Consider the following 18,921-nt stretch of genomic DNA (forward strand, 5'->3'; position numbering starts at 1 on the left):
GGCGACCTGCATTACAAGGAGTTAACGAAACGGGCGGCGGACTCAAGTTTGCGAGTTCCGATCGAGATACTGCCGCGTTAGGGTGCGGACCCACCATTTGGGCTTAATGAGGGAGGCGACAGTGCCAGGCACTGGGCTGTGGCGAACCAAATCGGTCGAACAATCCATCTTGGATACCGACGAACCGGACACCAAGCTGCGAAAGAACCTCGGTACCTGGGACCTGATCGTCTTCGGGGTTTCCGTGGTCATCGGCGCGGGCATCTTCACGCTCGCCGCGCGGACCGCCGGTGATGTCACCGGCCCCTCGGTGTCGCTGGCGTTCGTGCTCGCCGCGATCGCCTGCGGGTTGGCGGCGCTGTGCTACGCCGAGTTCGCCTCCACCGTTCCGGTCGCGGGCAGCGCGTACACCTACTCGTACGCGACGTTCGGCGAGTTCATCGCCTGGATCATCGGCTGGGACCTGATCCTGGAGTTCGCCGTCGCGGCGGCGGCGGTGGCCAAGGGCTGGTCGATCTACCTGGAGCAGGTGCTCAAGCTGATCGGCCTGGAGGTGCCCACGGTCCTGCCGCTGGGCCCGCTGCAGTTCGACTGGGGCGCCGTGCTGCTCACGGTGGTGCTGTGCAGCCTGCTGGCCCTCGGCACGAAGCTGTCGGCCCGCGTCAGCCTGGTGATCACGCTGATCAAGGTGGCCGTGGTGCTGCTGGTCATCGTGGTCGGCCTGGCCTACATCAACACGGCCAACTACGCCCCGTTCATCCCGCCGGCGCAGACCGCCACCGAGGAAAGCCCGAAGCTGGAGCAGTCGCTGCTGTCGCTGATCCTCGGCGGTGAGACCAGCACCTACGGCGTCTTCGGCCTGCTGGCCGCGGCGTCGCTGGTGTTCTTCGCCTTCATCGGCTTCGACATCGTGGCCACCACGGCGGAGGAGACCAAGAACCCGCAGAAGATGGCGCCCCGCGGCATCCTCGGCAGCCTCGCGATCGTCACCGTGCTCTACGTCGCGGTCGCGCTGGTCGTCACCGGCATGGTGCCCTATACCGACCTCGCGACCGCCGAGGACGGCAGCCGTTCCACGCTGGCCACGGCCTTCGCCCAGCACGGTGTGAACTGGGCGGCGGCGATCATCTCGGTCGGCGCCCTAGCCGGTCTGACCACGGTCGTCATGGTGCTGCTGCTGGGGCAGACCCGCGTGCTGTTCGCGATGTCCCGCGACGGCCTGGTGCCGCGCGGCCTGGCCAAGACCGACCCGAAGCACGGCACCCCGGTCCGGGCCACCATCCTGGTCGGCGCGGTCGTGGTCGTCGCGTCCGGTTTCTTCCCGGCGGACAAGCTGGAAGAGATGGTCAACGTCGGCACGCTGTTCGCCTTCGTGCTCGTCTCGCTCGGCGTGATCGTGCTCCGCAGGACCCGGCCCGATCTGCCGCGCGGCTTCCGGGCCCCGCTGGTGCCGCTGGTGCCGATCCTGGCGATCCTGGCCTGCTTCTGGCTGATGCTGAACCTGACCGCCCTGACCTGGGTCCGGTTCGCGGTCTGGATGGCCGCCGGTGTGGTGATCTACTTCCTGTACGGCCGCAAGCACTCGCGGCTGGCCCAGCGCCAGGCCGGCGAGGTGGCCGCAGGGGGTGCGGTGCCCCAGAACGGGGACTCCAAGGAATAGCCGGGTGACTGGCTGACCGATCGAAGCGGCGCCGCCCTCGGAGGGCGGCGCCGCTTTTTCGCCTGCGATTCGAACAAATGTTCACCTGGCTGAGTGATGATCTCCGGCGTCCGGCTCCGGATCATGGAGGCATGACACGGAGAACAGCTGAAATCAGGAACGGTCATCACTCCGCACGCCGCAGCAGGGCTCGCGGAGGCGGGAATGCGAAGGGCGAGGGCGAGGGCGGGCCCTTGCCTACGGTGTTCGTGCCCGCCGACCTCGTCGGCGAGGCGCGATCTTCCGGAGCGCCCCCACCGCGCCGGAGGTCGGCGCTCGGTGCACGCGTGGAGCGCGCCATGTCGCTTTGTTACGCCGCCGGGCTGCCCGGCGGGTGGTCACGTGCCGTTGCTCAGCGCTCGGAAGCGCGCAGCGCCATGCCGCGCTCCCACGGGGCGCTGCGTCCGCGGGGCTCGGTGATCTCCGGAAGAACCGAAGGCTCCGGCCGGGGCTTCGCGTGCTGCTGTCGCGGCACCGCCGCCGTGGTCCGCTCCGGCTCGTCGTTCTGGGCGGTTTCGGGCTCGTCGGCGTCGGTCTTCGGGCGGGTCAGGCCCTCGATGGTCTCGGTGAGGGATCCGCCGTCGCCGCCCTGCGCCGTCAGGTGAGGCGTCTTCGGCGCGCTCGCCGTGGCCGGGACCTGAGCCGGGGTCGGGGTCTGCGGCTGCAGCGGGAGCGCGGCGCCGCGAACCGGGGACTCCAGGCCCGCGGCCATCGCGACGGCGCGGTCCCACTCCGGGTCGCCGCTGTAGTCGGTGTGCCCGAGCACGCCGGGCACCCAGCGCCGGCACGAGAACGGACCGCGCTGCGGGTCGGGGAGCCAGTGGTCGCCGCCGAGCACCAGGGCGCCGGTGGGTCCGCGGGTGGCGGCGGGCAGCGGGCCCTCGGTGCCGTCGGCGCGCAGCCCGACCCCGATCAGCATGCCGTCGTAGACCTGCCGGTTCCAGGTGGTCACGGCGCCGCCGATCGGGTCGGTGCCGCGGCACAGCGAGCGCCAGCGGCCGCCGAGCGCACCGGCCAGGTCGCGCAGCGAGGCGTGGGGCACCACGCCGGGGAACGCCCGCGGGTAGGCCCACTGGAGCTGGGAGCCCGCGGTGACCAGGCCGACCCGTTCGCGGTCGGCCTCCGGCAGGGATTCCAGCAGCCGGGCGGTCGCGACGGCGGCGAGCAGGCTGCCCTGGCTGTGCCCGACGAGGACGACGCGGGTGTTCGGGTCGGCGAGGTGCTCGGTGGCGCGGGCGGCGAGCTCGGGGATCACCTTCAGCGCGTAGCACGGCGGCACCACGGGGTGCGCTTCGCGAGGCCAGAACAGCGCCAGGTCGCAGAGCACGCCGAGGTAGCGGGCGGTGTCCCGCTTGGTGGCGGCCAGGTACACCATCCGGAGCAGCCCGACGGCGAGAGTCGCGAGCGCGGCGACCCCGACCCCGATCAGCCAGGTGAAGCCGGGCAGCTCGGCGACCCGGGCCACCAGGGTCAACGCGGTGCTGACGGCCAGCACCCCAGCGATCACGAGGAGGGCGAGATGTGAGTAGCGGCGCTGCAGGTCCGCCCACTTCCAGGCGTTGGCCGCGGCGCGCTGGTCCGCCGGCCGCCCGGCGTGCAGCAAGGCGACCTCGTCGGGAATCGAGTCGTCGGTGCCCACGGAGCCGTCCGCGCCGTCGCCATCGCGGCGTCCAGCACGCCACCGCTTCAGCAGCATCCACGGGGTGCCGATGATCCCGGCGGCGAGCAGCAGCACGGCGGTCGTGCCCCAGAAGATCGTCACGTCGTCGTAGGCGGTGGGCAGCATGAGCACCGGGGCGCCCGGCTCCTGCGAGGCGCCCAGCGCCCGGGCCACGCTCAGGCCGAGGCCCGCGCCGAACCCGTTGCCGAGCATGCAGGCGAGCATCAGCACGGGGGCGGTCATCCAGCCGCCGATCCAGGGGCGGAGCCGGGGCGGGCAGGTCTTCCAGCCGGGGCGGGCGAGCAGTGCGGCGGGCGCGAGCAGGACGGCCACCGCGAGGCAGGCGATCACCAAGGCGCCGGTGATCGCGTCGATCGTGTCGCCCGAGCCGGGCAGCGGGCCGGTCAGCTGTCCGGGGAAGAGGGCGACCGTGCACAGCAGTAACGCGGCAACGGTCATCAGCGCGCGACGCGGTGTGCGGCCGAGGGTGATCCGCAGCGCCTTTTCCTTGCCGTCGGGGCGCATTCCGGCCGGGTCGTCGAGCACGACGGTTCCGACCAGGGAGAAGACGAGCAGCGCCGCGGCGATCAACCAGCGCGGATCGGCGCTGATCGCGAACGGTCCGCCGAGCGCGAGAAGCGCCACAGTGGACAGTGCCGCGATGACGTGCATGGTGCGCAGCACCGGCGTGTCCGGGTCCGCGACGACGTTCGCGCCGGGCAGCATCGGTGCCCGCGCCGAGTGCTGCGGTTTGTCGGTCTTCGGCGCGGAGACCTGCCAGGACACAGTGGACAAGCGATGCATGAGGAGGATCACGAGAGCAACGGGCAGCAGCGCGGCCGAGGCGCGCAGGATGTCGATGCTCCGGATGGCGCCCGGGACGAATTCCATGCACGGCACGCCAGGTCGGAGGCATTGCGCGGCGACCAGGTCGAGGGTGACCACGGCCAGCTGCGCGACGAGCAGCATCGTCAGCAGCAGGGCCGAAATCCGGAGCAGCGCGCGCAGCACGGACGAGAGCGCGGTGCTGATCGGGTTGCCGGTCCGGGCCGGCGGCAGCATCCAGTGCGCCATGTTGGCCAGCGCGAACGGGAACAGCAGGGCCCAGGTCGCCTTGGCCAGGCCGCCGGAGGTCATGCCGCCCCAGACGTAGCCTTCGACGATGCGGGGCACCGAGCGGTCCCCGGCCGACAGCATCGGTCCGGGGACCGGTCGGCGAAGTCGGTCGGCCGGGCGCATGATGCGTCCGATGCCGTCGCCGGCGACGTCCACCGAGGCGACCGAATCGGTCAGCTCGTCGCCGGTGGTGCCGAGGATGCCGTGTACCCGCAGCTCGACGACGCGGGTGTCGGGCCCGGGTATTTGCACTGGATCCTCCCGTGCGGTCGTTGATCGTCGAATCGCCGGTGGCGATTCTCCACTGCTGATCGACATCTGGCGAGCTCTGCCCCTCCGATTGTGATCGTCCGGGGCGCCCCATGTCCCGCATTCCTCGCAGGTTTCCCGGTGCTTTTCCGGCAGTGGTGCCTCTCGTGGCCGACGGGGAGCTGCACAGCGCGGCGCCCGCGGCCGGCGTGGTCGGCGAGCGGCGAAGCCGGGCGTGCAGCACGGACCAGCGGCTGGGCCGCGCTGGGCCGGCGCGGAGCGGCGCTAGCGCGGCACCGGCCAGATGTTATCGCCATGAGTGATCGTTCGAATACCGACGGTAGTCTCGATGCGGGGTCGGCTGCCGAATCCGTGCCCTGACCAGCACGCATCTTCCCGAGGGGGCGAAGGATGAGTGTCGAGAAGCTGCAGACCCGCGGCGGTGTCGAATTCGCCGTCGCGGATCTGGCGCCGGCCGCCGACGGCCGGAACCAGATCCGGTTGGCCGAGCACGAGATGCCCGGGCTGATGGCGCTGCGCCGGGAGTACGCCGAGGTGCGTCCGCTGAAGGGCGCGCGCATCTCGGGTTCCCTGCACATGACGGTGCAGACCGCCGTGCTGATCGAGACCCTGGTGTCGCTGGGTGCCGAGGTGCGCTGGGCTTCCTGCAACATCTTCTCCACCGACGACGCGGCGGCCGCCGCTGTGGTGGTCGGCCCGCGCGGGACTCCGGACGAACCCGGGGGTGTCCCCGTGTTCGCGTGGAAGGGCGAGACCCCGGCGGAGTACTGGTGGTGCACCGAGCGGATGCTGACCTGGCCAGGTGACCGGGGGCCGAACATGATCCTGGACGACGGCGGTGACGCGACCCTGCTGGTCCACGAGGGCGCGCGGTGCGAGGCGGCCGGGGTGGTGCCGAATCCGGCGGACGACGACCCGGACGAGCTCAAGGTGATCTTGGACGCGTTGCGCGCGTCGCTGGCCGCCGACCCCACCAAGTGGACTCGCGCGGCGGCAGGCGTCCGGGGCGTCACCGAGGAGACCACGACCGGCGTCAACCGCCTCTACCGGCTCGCGGCTCGCGGCGCGCTGCTGTTCCCGGCGATCAACGTCAACGACTCGGTGACCAAGTCGAAGTTCGACAACAAGTACGGCATCCGGCACTCGCTGATCGACGGCATCAACCGGGGCACCGATGTGCTCGTGGGCGGCAAGGTCGCGGTGGTGTGCGGCTACGGCGACGTCGGCAAGGGTGCGGCGGAGTCGCTGCGCGGCCAGCGGGCCCGTGTGATCATCACCGAGATCGATCCGATCAACGCGCTGCAGGCGATGCTGGACGGATATCAGGTGGCCCGGCTGGAGAGCGTCATCGACCAGGCCGACATCGTGATTACCACGACGGGGAACAAGGACATCGTCACCGTCGACCACATGCGGCGGATGAAGCACCAGGCGATCCTCGGCAACGTCGGCCACTTCGACGACGAGATCGACATGGCCGGCCTGCGCCGCGCCGCCGATGCGCGCCGGGTGCGGATCAAGCCGCAGGTCGACGAGTGGGTGTTCGGCAGCGGCCGGTCGATCATCGTGCTGTCCGAGGGGCGCCTGCTGAACCTGGGCAACGCCACCGGGCATCCGAGCTTCGTGATGTCGGCGTCGTTCGCCAACCAGACGATCGCCCAGATCGAGCTGTTCACCAAGCATGAGGAGTACGACAACGAGGTCTACCGGTTGCCCAAGATCCTCGACGAGAAGGTCGCCCGCATTCACGTGGCGGCCCTCGGCGGCGAGCTGACGAAGCTCTCCCAGGAGCAGGCCGAGTACATCGGCGTCGACGTGGAAGGTCCCTACAAGCCGGACCACTACCGGTACTGAAGCCCTGCGTGCCGGGCGGCAGAACCTCAGGTGTCCGGGCGGGCTGCGGATCGCCGACCCGCAGCCCGCCCGGCCCGAGGTCCTGCGCCGACGCCGGCCGGCTCGTCACTGCGCGATGTGGATCTCCGGTTCGTGGCGGACCGGGAAGTTGACCGAGTTGGCGATGAAGCACTTGCGGTGCGCCTCTTCGTGCAGCTTCTCGGCGGTCGGCAGCTTGGCCGGGTCGGTGATCGTCACCTGCGGGCGGAGCACGACCTCGGTGAAGTGCCCGCCGGTGTCGGGGTCTTCCGCCATGGCGCCGCTCGCGTCGTCGCGGTAGGCGGTGACGACGATGCCGGAGGTGCTGCACAGCGCGAGGTACCACAGCATGTGGCACTCGGACAGCGATACGACCAGGAGGTCTTCGGGGTTGTGGAGGCCGGGATCGCCGCGGAAGGCGGGATCGGCCGACGCGGTCAGCTGCGGCTTGCCATCGATGTCCACGACGTGCTCACGGCTGTAGTCGCGGTACGAGGTGGTGCCGCCGCCGGTGTTGCCGGTCCAGGTCACGGTCGCGCGGTACGAGTGAGTCTTTGGCATACCGGCTGTATACAGCAGAACGGGTTGCGGCGAAAGCGAATTCACGCGCCGGGACGATCGGACGAGGGTGTCCGGATGGGGGGTGCGGCGACTGGACTACCGTCGACGGCGTGGGTCGACTAATCGTCATCGAGGGACTGGACGGCGCGGGCAAGCGCACGCTCGCCAACGGCATCGCGGCGGAACTGACCGCCCGCGGCCACTCCGTGGCCCGTTCGGCGTTCCCGCGCTACGCCGACGACGTCCACGCCGAGCTCGTCGCGGAAGCGCTCCGCGGTCGCCACGGCGACCTCGGCGACTCCGTCCACGGCATGGCCGTCCTCTACGCGCTCGACCGCCGCGCCGCGGCGGACGCGCTGCGCGCGGACCTCCGCGCGCACGACGTCGTCCTCCTCGACCGCTACGTCGCCTCGAACGCCGCCTACGGCGCCGCCCGGCTCCACCAGGACAGCCACGGCGACTTCGTCGCCTGGGTCCACGAGCTGGAGGTGACGCGCTTCGCGCTGCCGAAGCCGGATCTGCAGATCCTGCTGCAGGTGCCGTCGGAGGTGGCGGCCGCCCGAGCCGAGCACCGGGAGCGGACCGAAGTGGACCGCCAGCGGGACAACTTCGAGTCCGATGCCGCGCTGCAGCAGCGTTGCGGCAAGGTCTACCAGCAGCTCGCGGCGGCGGACTGGTGGTCGCCGTGGGTCGTGGTGGACGGCGTGAACCACGTGGACTTCGGCGCGCTCGTCGACCAGCACGTCCTCGCGCGGTAAGCGTCCGGCGGCGCGGTGAGGGCCCGCACTGTCCGAAGTGCACACTCGTCCAGGTGGCCCAAGCCGTTGCTACGCAACGTGAGTCGATCGGCACGCGGCGTCGAACCGGGTCGGTGCGCGAAACCACCGGACTGGATGCTCCATTCGGCGGTACTCGCTGGGCCGATTCGGTTGTCGCGCCGCGACCTGCGGCGACGATCAGCGGGTGGATGCACGGCGGCGGGGTGACAAGTGCAACCATGTTGGCCATGAAGGCACGCGTGCTCGTGGTGGACGACGATCCGGCCCTGGCCGAAATGCTGACCATCGTGCTCCGAGGTGAGGGCTTCGAGACGGCCGTCGTCAGCGACGGCACCAAGGCGCTGCCTGCCTTGCGCGAGCTCAAGCCCGACCTGGTCCTGCTGGACCTGATGCTGCCCGGGATGAACGGCATCGACGTCTGCAAGGCCATCCGCACCGAGTCCGTCGTGCCGATCGTGATGCTGACCGCCAAGAGCGACACGGTCGACGTGGTGCTGGGCCTGGAGTCCGGCGCCGACGACTACGTGGTCAAGCCGTTCAAGCCGAAGGAGCTGGTCGCCCGGCTGCGGGCCCGGCTGCGCCGGACCGACGCCGAGCCGGCCGAGGTGCTCACCATCGGCGACGTGACCATCGACGTGCCCGGCCACGAGGTGACCCGCGACGGCCAGCCGATCGCGTTGACGCCGCTGGAGTTCGACCTGCTGGTGGCGCTGGCCCGCAAGCCGCGCCAGGTCTTCACCCGCGAGGTCCTGCTGGAGCAGGTGTGGGGCTACCGGCACGCCGCCGACACCCGCCTGGTCAACGTGCACGTCCAGCGCCTGCGGTCCAAGGTGGAGCGCGACCCGGAGCGCCCCGAGGTGGTGCTGACGGTCCGCGGCGTCGGTTACAAGGCCGGCCCCCCGTGATGTCCTGATCGAAATGGGCGCCCGCTCGCGAGCGGGCGCCCATTCGTCCGGTCCGGCACTTCGGGTCCGGACCGGGATCGCGATTCGCGGCTGCGTGCGGCGCGAGTTGCGGGTGTGGAACAAGAGGAAATGACTGCGCCGCCGGCACCGGACTGCGGGTGGGCGCGGTGATCCGGAACTGCGCACCGGTGGGGCACCGGTGTGGGCGGTCGGCCGAGCCTTTGACACAGTTGCTAGCCGGGTCGTAGTGGCGGAGTGGCCCGGGGGACGGTTGCAGTGAGGGTGTGGACGCGTCGAGGCCGCTCGGTGCAGCGGCTGATCAGTCGTGTCCGCGAGGAGGTCCGCAGCCGTTGGCGCCGCTTCGAAGCGCTGTGGCGGCGGTCGATGCAGCTGCGCGTCGTGGTCAGCACCCTCGCGCTGTCGATGGCCGTGGTCTTCGCGCTGGGCATGATGCTGCAGTGGCAGATCACGTCGCAGCTGCTGTCCACGAAGGAGACCGCCGCGATTTCGCAGGTCGAGGTCAGCCTGCCGATCCTGGAGCGCGAGCTGACCGCGGTCGACCCGAACGCGGACAACGTCACCGAACAGCTGCAGGCCGCGCTGAACCGGCTGACGACGACGTCCTCCGGGCAGTCCACCACCGAGACGGTGGCCGGCGCGTTCGAGCCGGTGCTGGTCGACGGGCGCGCGCCGGGCGAACGGTCGCAGCAGCCGGCCGCCGGCCCGATCGACGACGTGCCGTCAGACCTGCGCCAATTCGTCGAACGCGGCCAGCTGGCCACCCAGATCACCACCGCGCACCGGGAGAAGGGCACCTCCGTCACGATGCTGGCGGTGGGGACGCCGGTGAGCACCGCGACCCGGCAGCTCCAGGTCTACCTGCTGTTCCCGCTGACCGCCGAGCAGAGCACCCTCGAGGTCCTGCAGCAGACCCTGCTGCTCGGCGGGCTGGTGCTGCTGGTGATGGTGGGTGCCATCACGAACCTGGTGACCCGCCAGGTGGTGCGCCCGGTGCGGCAGGCCGCGCAGATCGCCGAGCAGCTGGCGGAAGGCGACCTGGACAAGCGGATGCGGGTGATCGGCGAGGACGACGTGGCCCGCCTGGCGGAGTCGTTCAACGAGATGGCCGACAGCCTCAAGCAGCAGATCACGCAGCTGGAGGAGTTCGGCCAGCTGCAGCGCCGGTTCACCTCGGACGTATCCCACGAGCTGCGCACCCCGCTGACCACCGTGCGGATGGCCGCCGACGTGCTGCACGCCTCCCGGGAGCAGTTCCCGCCCGGCCTGTCCCGGTCGACCGAGCTGCTCGTCGACGAGCTCGACCGGTTCGAGCTGCTGCTGGCCGACCTGCTGGAGATCTCCCGGCTGGACGCCGGCGTCGCCGATCTGGCGGCCGAGCAGCTGGACCTCGCCGAGATCGTGGACCGCTCCGTGGAGGCGCTGCGCCCCATCGCCGACACGAGCGGCGTGGAGCTGCGGGTGATCGCCCCGTCCGGGGGCGAGCTCACCATCGTCGCCGACGTCCGCCGGGTGGAGCGGATCATGCGGAACCTGGTGGCCAACGCCATCGACCACGCCGAGGGCGGGCCGGTCGAGATCCGCTTCGGCGGCAACGAGCAGGCCGTCGCGGTGACCGTCCGGGACTACGGCGTCGGCCTGCGCTCGGGCGAGGCCGAGCTGGTGTTCACCCGGTTCTGGCGGGCCGACCCGTCCCGGAACCGGCGCACCGGCGGCACCGGCCTCGGGCTGTCGATCAGCCTCGAGGACGCCCGGCTGCACGGCGGCGGGCTGGACGCGTGGGGCGAACCCGGCGAGGGCTCGTGCTTCCGCCTCACCCTGCCCCGGCGGCCGGGCGAGTCGTTCGACACCAGCCCGCTGCCGATGCCGGGCATCCGCCGGATCGCTGCACCGGAAGCGCTGCTCGCGGCCAGCGTCGACCCGCCGAAGGACGGCGAGGCCGGCGATCCGGACTTCCGCGACCGCGGGCCGGCTCGGTTGTCCGAACACACCTGGGAGGACGAATGATGGGCGTGCGTCGGGTGGCGGTGCTGCTGGCGGTGCTGCTGTCGGTGTCGGCGTGCGCATCGATCCCGGAGAGTTCGGACGCGAGGGCGATCCGGGCGGTCGACGAGAGCAACGCGACTGCGCCCGTGCCCCCGCCACCGGACGGCGCCGACCCGCTCGCACTGGTGCGCAGTTTCGTCAACGCGTCCGCCGCCCCGGAGAGCAACCACGAGTCCGCGCGGCAGCACCTCACCCCGGCGGCGCGCCGGAGCTGGACCCCGGCGCCGGGCCTGCTCATCGTGGACAACGTCGACACGATCCCGGCGACGCAGCCCACGCCGCTGCCCGACGGCGTGCAGATGGTCACCGTGCAGGCCGACAAAGTGGGGCGGCTGCTGCCGGACTCGTCATTCGTCCCCGAAGTCGGCGAGTACCAGGCCCAGGTGCGGGTGGAGCTGCAGGCGGACGGCGAGTGGCGCATCGCGACGCCGCTGCCCGAGATCGTCGCCAGCAAGGGCTCGTTCAGCACCGTCTACCAGCCGGTCCCGATCTACTTCCTGGACCACGACTCGGCCGGCATCGTCCCGGATGTGCGGTACGTGGTGTCGCAACCGGCGAGCACCCTGCCCAGGCAGGTCATCGACCTGCTGACCAGCGGCCCGTCCGCGGGGCTGGAGTCGGCCATGCGCACCGCCATCCCGCCCGGCGTGCACCCGAAGACCAACCCGGCCGACCCCGGGGACGGCGCGCTGGAGGTGAACCTCAGCGATCTCGGCGCCATCCCGCGGGAGGAGCGCCAGCTGATCGCCGCACAGGTGGTGTTCACCTTGCAGAGCGTCAACAACGCGCGGGTCCGGCTGAAGGTGGAGGGCGCGCCGCTGCTGCCGGACGGGAAGGACCTGCGGCCGACCGACCTCGGCTCCTACGAGACCAACAACACCGCCCGCCCGGATCTGCCGGGGATGGTGGTGGTCGACGAGCGGCTGCTCTCCCTCGACACCGCGCAGCCGATCCAGGGCCCGGCCGGATCGGGCGAGTACGACGTGCTCCGGGCGGGTCAGTCGCTCGACGGCAGCCATCTCGCGGCGGTCACGCGCGTCGCCGGTGGCGTCGGCGTCGAGTTGCGGGTCGGCCGCTACGGCGCGCAGCTGCCCGAACTCCCGGTGCGGGGCGCCGACATGAGCAAGCCCACCTGGCGCGGGAAATCCGAGGTGTGGACCGTCGTGGACGGCCGCAACGTGGTCCGCGCGCTGGATGCCGGGAACAGCTGGGTGCTGCGCCAGGTCGACACCAGGCAGCTGACCAGCGAAGGACCGATCAGCGATTTGCGGTTGTCCCGCGACGGAACGCGGGTGGCGGCGGTGGTCGGCGGCCGCCTCGTGGTCGCCGGGGTGTCCGATCAGGACGGTCAGGTGGTGCTGCAGCGGCCGATCACGCTGCCTGCGCCGGGGGTTCGGATCACCGGAGTCGATTGGCTGAAGGACGACTCGCTGGTGGTGATCACCGACAGCAACACCACGCCGGTCTTCGAGGTGACGGTCGACGGGTTCCAGTGGGTCCCGTTCACCGCCGCGAACCTCGGCCAGCCGTTGAAGGCTGTCACGGTCGCCAACCGCGGCCGGGTGGTCGTCAGCGACCGCAGCGGGATCTGGGAGTCCAAGGAGACCGACGACGTCTGGTCCCTGGTCCAGGGCTCGATCGGCGGCGGTTCGATCCCGTTCTTCCCGGGCTGACCGCCCACGCCGACACGCGTCGGTGAGTCGGGACGCCGGTCTGCGGCACCATCGGCCGGTGCGCGTTTCCTGGTTCGGTGCGGGGCTTTCCGGCTTGGTCGACCTGATGCTGCCGCTGCGCTGCGCGGGCTGCGACGCGGCGGGTGCGGCGTGGTGCCGGGACTGCGCGCGCGAGCTCGGCGGGCTCCGCCGAGTCGAGCGCCCGCTGCTCGAAGCCGTCCCGCCGGTGTACGCGCTCGGCCGGTACCGGGGCGCCGCCCGGCGAGCGGTGCTCGCCTACAAGGAGTCCGGCCGCCGCCATCTCGCCGAGCCGCTGGCCCGCCACATCGCGATCGGCCTGCGTGCGATCACCGCCGAGCACCGGCTCGATCCGGCCTGGTACCTGGTGCCGGCGCCGTCCCGGACGATCGCCTCCCGCCGAAGGGGCGGCGCGCACATGTCCCGCATCGCGCACCGGGCCGCGGCCGGGCTGACCGACGCGGGCCACCCCGCGGCCGTCGCGGACTGCCTGGTGACCGCACGCGGTGCGGCGGATTCGGCCGGGCTGGATGCGGCCGAACGAGTGCGCAACCTGTCCGGCCGAGTGCTCGGCCGGACGAGTCGTTTTCCGCCGCAGGCGGCGCAAGTCGCGCTGATCGACGACGTCATCACGACCGGTGCGACGGTCGCGAGCTGCTTGGCGGTCCTCGGAACCGCAGGCATCGAGGTCGCCGCGGTGCTCGGCCTGACCGCGACGGCCGCCTGAAGCATTCGGGTGGATTGCCATTACCCGAACAGCCGCGGGAACTTCACCTGCCGTCCACTCGTTTTCCAGTTATGAGCAGGCAGGACCAGGTCCTCCGGCGGCCCGGCCGGGAGCTACGGCACGTAGCCCCCGATCGGGTGAAAAACGAGGCCGATGGGCACCTGGGTCAGGGCAGGCCCGCGCCCGCTGCCTGCTTCGAACGGTGGCAGCAATCACTCTCGGTGGCCGCTTGACTTCGCCCGACAAGGGGGGTGTCACAAATCGGTAAACCGAGCTAACGTGCCACTCAATCCAGCCAACCCAGGCGGGAGGGAAGGAGCGAAACCCCATGTCCCTGGCGCCGGAAGTGAGCTGATCGCCTTCTAGCCGGCGCCGCCGTGCACACCTCGCCTACGGCACGCAAGGAACGGAGGTCGTGAATGGATATCGTCGTCAAGGGTCGCAACGTCGAAGTTCCCACGCACTACCGGGAGCACGTCAATGCGAAGTTGACCCGGCTTGAGCGGTACAACAAGAAGGCAATCCGGGCGGACGTGGAACTGTTCCACGAGCGCAATCCCCGTCAGGCCAAGAATTGCCAGCGCGTCGAGATCACGCTGATGGGCAAGGGCTCGCCCGTTCGGGCCGAGGCTTGCGCAGGCGATTTCTACGCCGCACTCGACGCCGCCGCGACCAAGCTGGAGAGCAGGCTCCGGCGCATGCACGACCGTAGAAAGGTGCACTACGGGCAGCACAACCCGACATCCGTGGCACAGGCGACCGCAGCGATGGCGGACCGGCCCGTCGCGATGGGCCAGGCCGTGGCCGAAGGCCGGACCGCGCTACTGGAAGCGCCGCCGGAGGTCGACGAGTACGCCGCCGAGGTCCCGGGCCAGCGGATGGCCGCGGAAAACGGGTACGACGAACCAGGCCGAGTCGTCCGCGAGAAGGACCACCCGGCCGAGCCGATGACGGTTGACCAGGCTCTCTACGAGATGGAACTGGTCGGACACGACTTCTACCTCTTCTCCGATGCGGACAGCGGTAGGCCCAGCGTGGTCTACCGGAGGAAGGGATTCGACTACGGAGTGATCAGGTTGGCTGACGCGCTATAGGGCGAGTCTGCGCCAACGCCGACCCGAACGGCTGTCCCCCGCGTACCGTGGTTCGCGGGGGACAGTCGCGTGTGGGGGTCCGCCACCCGGACCTGCACCGGATGGCGGGTCCCCGCTACCAGCTCTAATACGATGACCGCAAAGCGTCCGTGACGGACGCGTCACGATCAGCTAGTGAGGTCGACCGGATGGTCCTGTCCCGACTGCTCCGCGCCGGCGAGGGCAAGATGCTCAAGCGTCTGCGCAACATCGCGGCGCACATCAACGAGCTTGAAAAGGACATCGTCGCGCTGTCCGACGCCGAGCTGCGGGGCAAGACCGACGAGTTCAAACGCCGCCACGCCGGCGGCGAGTCCCTCGACGAACTGCTGCCCGAAGCGTTCGCGGTGGCCCGCGAGGGCGCCAAGCGCACCCTGGGCCAGCGGCACTTCGACGTGCAGCTGATGGGTGGCGCGTCGCTGCACCTCGGCAACATCTCCGAGATGAAGACCGGTGAGGGCAAGACCCTGACCTGCGTGCTGCCCGCCTATCTCAACGCGATCACCGGCAAGGGCGTGCACGTCGTCACGACCAACGACTACCTGGCCCGCCGCGACGCCGAGTGGATGGGACGCGTGCACCGCTTCCTGGGCCTGGAGGTCGGCGCGATCCTGGCCGACATGACGCCGGAGCAGCGGCGCAAGGCCTACGCCGCGGACATCACCTACGGCACGAACAACGAATTCGGCTTCGACTACCTGCGCGACAACATGGCCTGGAGCCTCGCCGACTGCGTGCAGCGCGGGCACTACTTCGCCGTCGTCGACGAGGTCGACTCCATCCTGATCGACGAAGCCCGGACGCCGCTGATCATCTCCGGCCCCGCCGACCAGTCCTCCCGCTGGTACCAGGAGTTCGCCAGGCTCGCGCCGATGCTCAAGCGCGACCAGCACTACGAGGTGGACGAGCGCAAGCGCACCGTCGGCGTCACCGAGGACGGCGTCACCCTCATCGAGGACCAGCTCGGCATCGAAAACCTCTACGAGGCGGCCAACACCCCGCTGGTCGGCTACCTCAACAACGCGCTGAAGGCCAAGGAGCTCTACAAGCGCGACAAGGACTACATCGTCCGCGACGGCGAGGTGCTGATCGTCGACGAGTTCACCGGCCGCATCCTGGCCGGGCGCCGCTACAACGAGGGCATGCACCAGGCGATCGAGGCCAAGGAAGGCGTCGAGATCAAGGCCGAGAACCAGACCCTGGCCACGATCACGCTGCAGAACTACTTCCGCCTCTACGACAAGCTGGCCGGCATGACCGGTACCGCCGAGACCGAGGCGGCCGAGTTCCACACCACCTACAAGCTCGGTGTGGTGCCGATCCCGACGAACAAGCCGATGGCCCGCGCCGACCAGCCCGACCTGGTGTACAAGACCGAGCCGGCGAAGTTCGAGGCGGTCGCCGAGGACATCGAAGAGCGGTACCAGAGCGGTCAGCCGGTCCTGGTCGGCACGACCAGCGTGGAGCGCTCCGAGTACCTGTCGAAGCTGCTCACCAAAAAGGGCATCCCGCACAACGTGCTGAACGCGAAGAACCACGCGCGGGAGGCCGCGATCATCGCCGAGGCGGGTCGCAAGGGTGCGGTCACGGTCGCCACCAACATGGCCGGTCGCGGTACGGACATCGTGCTCGGTGGCAACATCGACCACCTCGCGGACGCCGAACTGCGCGGCCGCGGCCTGGACCCCGTCGAGAACCGCGAGCAGTACGAGGCCGAGTGGCCCGCGGTCGTCGAGAAGATCACGGCGCAGGTCAAGGCCGAGAGCGAGGAGATCCGCGAGGTCGGCGGCCTCTACGTGCTGGGCACCGAGCGCCACGAGTCCCGCCGCATCGACAACCAGCTGCGCGGTCGTTCCGGCCGTCAGGGCGACCCGGGCGAGTCCCGGTTCTACCTGTCGCTGGGCGACGAGCTGATGCGGCGCTTCAACGCCGCGATGGTCGAGACCGTGATGACCCGGCTCAAGGTGCCCGACGACGTGCCGATCGAGCACAAGATGGTCAGCCGCGCCATCCGCAGCGCGCAGACCCAGGTCGAGCAGCAGAACATGGAGATCCGCAAGAACGTCCTCAAGTACGACGAGGTCATGAACCAGCAGCGGACCGTCATCTACGACGAGCGGCACCGCGTGCTGGACGGCGAGGACCTGCACGAGCAGGTCATGCACATGCTCACCGACGTGGTGACGGCCTACGTCGACGCGGAGACCGCCGAGGGCTACGCCGAGGACTGGGACTTCGAGAAGCTCTGGACCGCGCTGAAGACCCTCTACCCGATGTCGATCAGCTGGGAAGCCCTCGTCGATGACGAGGAGGACATGTCCAGGGAGCGCCTGCTGGAGCTCATCCTGGAGGACGCTCGCGCCGCGTACGCCAAGCGCGAGGCCGATGTCGACGGCAAGGTCGGCCAGGGCGCCATGCGCGAGCTGGAGCGCCGCGTGGTGCTCAGCGTCCTGGACCGCAAGTGGCGCGAGCACCTCTACGAGATGGACTACCTCAAGGAGGGCATCGGGCTGCGGGCGATGGCCCAGCGCGACCCGCTGATCGAGTACCGCCGCGAGGGCTTCGACATGTTCGGGGCGATGCTGGAGGCGCTCAAGGAGGAGTCCGTCGGGTTCCTGTTCAACGTCCAGGTCGAGGCGGCCGAGCCGCAGCCCGAGCCGGAAGCGCCGGCCATGCCGGTGTCGGTGAGCCAGGTCGGCAGCGGCACGCCGGACGTGCCCCAGACCCCGCAGCCGACGGCCCAGCCCGCGCCGCAACCGCGGCCCAGGCGCGCCCGGCCGGCATCCGCCGGCCCCGCGTTGAGCCAGCTGCCCACCGCGGCAGACGGCGAGCAGGTCCCGTCCGCGTTGCGCGGCAAGGGACTCGATTCGCCGGCGCAGCGAGGTCTGAGCTACTCCGGACCGAACGAGACCGGTGACGTGGAGACCAGCAGCGACGGCGACCAGGGGCCGGAGTCGCGCAGCGGCACCCGCCGCGAGCGTCGGGCCGCCGCTCGAGCTGACGCGAAGAAGAACAAGAAGCGCTGATCAGACCAGGGACAGCAGCGTGCACACCCAGTGCCCGTCGTCCTGTTCCAAGCGCAGCACCAGGGCCCGGACCCGGTAACGCGTCCCGACGATCATGCAGGCCTCCACCGCGCAGTCGGTGATCAGGCAGGCGTGGACGGACCGCAACCGGTAGTCCGGGCTTTGCGCTGCGTGCAGCCGGGTGGTGAACAGCAGCCCGGCCACCTGCGGCTCGAGGTGCTCGCGCACCTCGTGCAAGGCCCGGCGCCCGGCGAGCACGTCGAACACCTGCTCACCGATGAATCCCGCGACGGCGGAGGCGCTGCTGTCCGCCACCGCCTCGGCCGGCGTCGTTTCGATCGACAGCACTGCGGTCATGGCGTCTCCAGGCGGTCGGCGGACTGGGCTCCCGCTTAACTGAGGAACTTGCGGTCCGGATCCGGTCACCTTCAGCACCAGAACGCCCCGATCGTGTGAGCTACCGTGCGGCTCGTGGATCTGAAGGGACTGCTGCTGGACTACGCCGGGGTGCTCGACGATCCGGGCGACGAGCCGTCCGGCGTTCCGCCGCTGCTGGACGTCGCCCGGCGCATTCGCCGGGCCGGGATCGGAACCGCCCTGGTGTCCAATGCCAACGGGCTCGCCGATCCGGGCCTGGCCGAGCTGTTCGACACCGTCGTGCTGTCCGGGGCGGTCGGCGTCGCCAAGCCGAGCCTCGAGATCTACCGGTTGACCGCGCGCCGGCTGGGGCTGGAACCGCGGCAGTGCGTCTTCGTCGACGACCTCCGCCGGAACGTGGTCGGCGCGGTCGAGGCGGGCATGGTCGGAGTCCACCACCGCGACGTCGATTCGACGGCCACCGAGCTGGCCGCCCTCTTCGGCCTTGAAGTTGGCGCTTGACCTGGTGTTTTGATGTTTAAGGGGGGGTGGTTGCAGGGGGTGTTTCGGGGGTGTGTAACTTTATCCAAGTCAGCGCGACACGGGCCGGGAAAACCGGGCCGGGCCTGACACGGGTCGCGAACCAAGCTCCCACGAGTGAGTGGTAGAGTGGGCGAACCGGAAAAGCGGTGAAGAGGAAATGCTCCCCGGAGCTTCCTGGCCTTGAGAGGCTGGGGGTGATGGTGTGGGTGTGTTCTTTGAGAACTCAACAGCGGACTGTTTTGGTTAGTGTTCTTTTATGCCCCCGACCATTTCGGTGGTTGGTGGTTTCTTTGAGTATGGCGCTCGCCCGGTTGGGTTTGAGTGTCTGCTGGGATTGTTCAACAGCATTGTTGGAGAGTTTGATCCTGGCTCAGGACGAACGCTGGCGGCGTGCTTAACACATGCAAGTCGAACGCTGAAGCGCTTTCGGGTGTGGATGAGTGGCGAACGGGTGAGTAACACGTGGGTAATCTGCCCTGCACTCTGGGATAAGCCTTGGAAACGGGGTCTAATACCGG

At 70.0% G+C, this 18,921-nt stretch carries 13 protein-coding genes and 1 rRNA gene; 11 read left to right on the forward strand and 3 right to left on the reverse strand.

The window, feature by feature from the left end:
- The first annotated feature begins 121 nt into the window (after positions 1–121).
- Positions 122–1,660, forward strand: a complete 1,539-nt coding sequence (locus tag AC07EQ_RS11980) for an amino acid permease (protein WP_478388002.1) — start codon at positions 122–124, stop codon at positions 1,658–1,660.
- 391 nt (positions 1,661–2,051) lie between these two features.
- On the opposite strand, the gene AC07EQ_RS11985 is transcribed toward AC07EQ_RS11980, so the two are convergent.
- A complete protein-coding gene (locus tag AC07EQ_RS11985; protein ID WP_478388003.1) occupies positions 2,052–4,727 on the reverse strand; it encodes an alpha/beta hydrolase family protein in 2,676 nt (891 codons plus the stop codon).
- A 408-nt stretch (positions 4,728–5,135) separates the two neighbouring features.
- Between AC07EQ_RS11985 and ahcY the strand changes: the two genes are divergently transcribed.
- Positions 5,136–6,599, forward strand: coding sequence for an adenosylhomocysteinase (ahcY, locus tag AC07EQ_RS11990; RefSeq protein ID WP_478388004.1), 1,464 nt, complete (start codon positions 5,136–5,138; stop codon positions 6,597–6,599).
- Between the two features lie 105 nt (positions 6,600–6,704).
- Here ahcY and AC07EQ_RS11995 read toward each other — a convergent pair whose 3' ends face one another.
- Complete coding sequence (locus AC07EQ_RS11995) at positions 6,705–7,178, reverse strand: OsmC family protein (protein WP_478388005.1); 474 nt, start codon at positions 7,176–7,178, stop codon at positions 6,705–6,707.
- Positions 7,179–7,288: 110 nt separating this feature from the next.
- Between AC07EQ_RS11995 and AC07EQ_RS12000 the strand changes: the two genes are divergently transcribed.
- The 7 genes from AC07EQ_RS12000 to secA all read left to right on the forward strand — a co-directional run bounded on the left by AC07EQ_RS12000 (position 7,289) and on the right by secA (position 17,503).
- A complete protein-coding gene (locus tag AC07EQ_RS12000) occupies positions 7,289–7,936 on the forward strand; it encodes a dTMP kinase (protein ID WP_478388006.1) in 648 nt (215 codons plus the stop codon).
- A 248-nt stretch (positions 7,937–8,184) separates the two neighbouring features.
- Positions 8,185–8,862 (forward strand): MtrAB system response regulator MtrA, encoded by a 678-nt coding sequence (gene mtrA, locus AC07EQ_RS12005; protein ID WP_093160527.1) that lies wholly within the window; start codon positions 8,185–8,187, stop codon positions 8,860–8,862.
- 306 nt (positions 8,863–9,168) lie between these two features.
- The gene (gene mtrB / locus AC07EQ_RS12010) at positions 9,169–10,887 is read left to right on the forward strand and encodes an MtrAB system histidine kinase MtrB (RefSeq protein ID WP_478388007.1); all 1,719 of its coding nucleotides are present in this window, start codon (positions 9,169–9,171) and stop codon (positions 10,885–10,887) included.
- Positions 10,884–12,599, forward strand: a complete 1,716-nt coding sequence (locus AC07EQ_RS12015; RefSeq protein ID WP_478388008.1) for an LpqB family beta-propeller domain-containing protein — start codon at positions 10,884–10,886, stop codon at positions 12,597–12,599. Before mtrB ends, AC07EQ_RS12015 begins: the two co-directional genes overlap by 4 nt.
- 58 nt (positions 12,600–12,657) lie before the next feature.
- Positions 12,658–13,344, forward strand: coding sequence for a ComF family protein (locus tag AC07EQ_RS12020; protein WP_478388009.1), 687 nt, complete (start codon positions 12,658–12,660; stop codon positions 13,342–13,344).
- Between the two features lie 419 nt (positions 13,345–13,763).
- Positions 13,764–14,438, forward strand: a complete 675-nt coding sequence (gene hpf, locus AC07EQ_RS12025) for a ribosome hibernation-promoting factor, HPF/YfiA family (protein WP_478388010.1) — start codon at positions 13,764–13,766, stop codon at positions 14,436–14,438.
- A 188-nt stretch (positions 14,439–14,626) separates the two neighbouring features.
- A complete protein-coding gene (gene secA / locus AC07EQ_RS12030; RefSeq protein ID WP_478388011.1) occupies positions 14,627–17,503 on the forward strand; it encodes a preprotein translocase subunit SecA in 2,877 nt (958 codons plus the stop codon).
- On the opposite strand, the gene AC07EQ_RS12035 is transcribed toward secA, so the two are convergent.
- Complete coding sequence (locus AC07EQ_RS12035; protein WP_478388012.1) at positions 17,504–17,860, reverse strand: Rv3235 family protein; 357 nt, start codon at positions 17,858–17,860, stop codon at positions 17,504–17,506. It lies immediately after the preceding gene.
- Between the two features lie 114 nt (positions 17,861–17,974).
- Between AC07EQ_RS12035 and AC07EQ_RS12040 the strand changes: the two genes are divergently transcribed.
- Positions 17,975–18,382 (forward strand): HAD-IA family hydrolase, encoded by a 408-nt coding sequence (locus tag AC07EQ_RS12040; protein WP_478388013.1) that lies wholly within the window; start codon positions 17,975–17,977, stop codon positions 18,380–18,382.
- A gap of 368 nt (positions 18,383–18,750) precedes the next feature.
- Positions 18,751–18,921, forward strand: a 16S ribosomal RNA gene (locus AC07EQ_RS12045); the annotation flags it as partial.

It is taken from the genome of Saccharopolyspora sp. NPDC045839 (genome assembly GCF_056431645.1).